This is a genomic window from Candidatus Halocynthiibacter alkanivorans, from assembly GCF_003333265.1.
GTDB classification, from domain to species: domain Bacteria; phylum Pseudomonadota; class Alphaproteobacteria; order Rhodobacterales; family Rhodobacteraceae; genus Halocyntiibacter_A; species Halocyntiibacter_A alkanivorans.
In genome coordinates this window covers 1-1,462 of the sequence record NZ_QOLB01000031.1, presented here as the reverse complement: position 1 = coordinate 1,462, position 1,462 = coordinate 1, and the positions used below count along the sequence as shown (strand labels likewise).

Below are 1,462 nucleotides of genomic sequence, written 5' to 3'. Positions count from 1 at the left end.
GCCTAATTAGGCTTAAGTCATAGCTCGGTAATGAAAAAATTACTTATCAATCATAATAAAGGTGATTCATGAAATTGCTGCGTTTACTGGCCCCTATGTGTGTTCTTCTTTCATCGCAAGTATTTGCCGGAGGCTCTCTGGATTTAAGTGTGAACGATGACACAGCGTCTCTAGAATATGACGCCACTCGCATGGGTACGCCCTTGCATATCTCCACCGGAATTTTGCATCATCAAACGGATGGTAACCTGGTGACCTTCGGTTTAAATGCTGTTGACGTTCGTAATCAGGGTAGCCCGTTTAAAATTGGTATTGGTGGCAAGTTTTATGGTTACTTTAACGATAGAAGTGACAGCGGTGCTTTGGCCATTGGTGGCTTTGTACGGTACACACCGGCCGAGTTGGCTGGTTTAGGTTTTGCTGGGCATGTTTATTATGCGCCCAGTGTTTTGTCATTTCATACCACCGACAATCTAGTGGATTTAGGTTTGCGTGTTGAATACCGATTATTGCCAACTGCGTTGGTGTATTTGGGGTATCGTTTTGTTGAGGCCAGCGATGAAGATGTTGACCTTGAAATCACTAAAGCAGGGCATCTCGGCCTGCGCATTAACTTCTAATTGTGAATTCGGTTAGGCGCACCAATCAGGCGCTATATTTCAGCCGTTTGAGCCTAGATAAAGCCAGTGAGGCTGAAGGGGCTCAGGTTAAGCGCTACAGTGAAGAAAGTGCATTGTTTCACTTGTATGCTGCCACCATGAGCTTTGCGGGGGAGTTGGTGGCGCAATATGCGTTACCACCGTTCTCTGAACTGTCTGAACTGCTTAATCGTCGTGACTTGCCCAGTGAATTGCGAGAGTTAAGTTTGCTCATGGCCGATGATAATTCCTGGCTGAAATCCCTTGTAAATCAGTACCAGAGGTTAATTCAGCAGGGACTCGATGATTCGGCCCCCGCCAGTGGATTAATTTTTAGTCAGTCAGATTACGCTGAATTGTTCTCTAACTGGTTGATTGAATTAGAAAAAATATCTAGACGCATGCGCGAGCATTACCAAGAGAATTAATTGTAGGCGGATAGACGTTGGAGACGTAAGGGGGCAGTGCTATACTTTGTCCCCTTTTTTATGCCCTGAAAATGCGACTGGATTCGCTAATAAATGCCTGGTGCATTTGGGGTTTAGTATCACCGGTACATCGAGAGCAGTATTGATATGGCAGCGGTATTTGAGATTGTAGAATTAGAAAACGGTGATGTGGCCCTTAAGCGCAATGACGGTGAGGGTGAGCCTTTGGTACGCATCGTTTTTTCCGGCGACGCTAAAGCCAGTTTTCCTGAGCAGCACTTGGAAATAGCTCGTGCCATGATCGAGGCCGGTGTACGCAAGGTGGGTGAGCTTAGTGGGGTTCATGTGGAAGATGTCTCAGCCATCGCTGAGTTGGAAAGCCGAATTCTGCACTAA

At 46.2% G+C, this 1,462-nt stretch carries 3 protein-coding genes; all 3 read left to right on the top strand.

Annotated features, from left to right (window positions below):
* Positions 1 to 68: 68 nt before the first annotated feature.
* The 3 genes from DWA01_RS01700 (at position 69) to DWA01_RS01690 (ending at position 1,462) form a co-directional block, all read left to right on the top strand.
* Positions 69 to 620: a YfaZ family outer membrane protein gene (locus DWA01_RS01700; RefSeq protein WP_114283919.1), complete on the top strand. Its 552-nt coding sequence runs from the start codon at positions 69 to 71 to the stop codon at positions 618 to 620.
* 2 nt (positions 621 to 622) lie between these two features.
* On the top strand, positions 623 to 1,066 hold the full coding sequence (locus tag DWA01_RS01695) for a DUF6586 family protein (protein WP_114283918.1): 444 nt from the start codon (positions 623 to 625) through the stop codon (positions 1,064 to 1,066).
* A 147-nt stretch (positions 1,067 to 1,213) separates the two neighbouring features.
* Entirely contained in the window at positions 1,214 to 1,462 is a 249-nt protein-coding gene (locus DWA01_RS01690) for a hypothetical protein (protein WP_114283917.1), read from the top strand.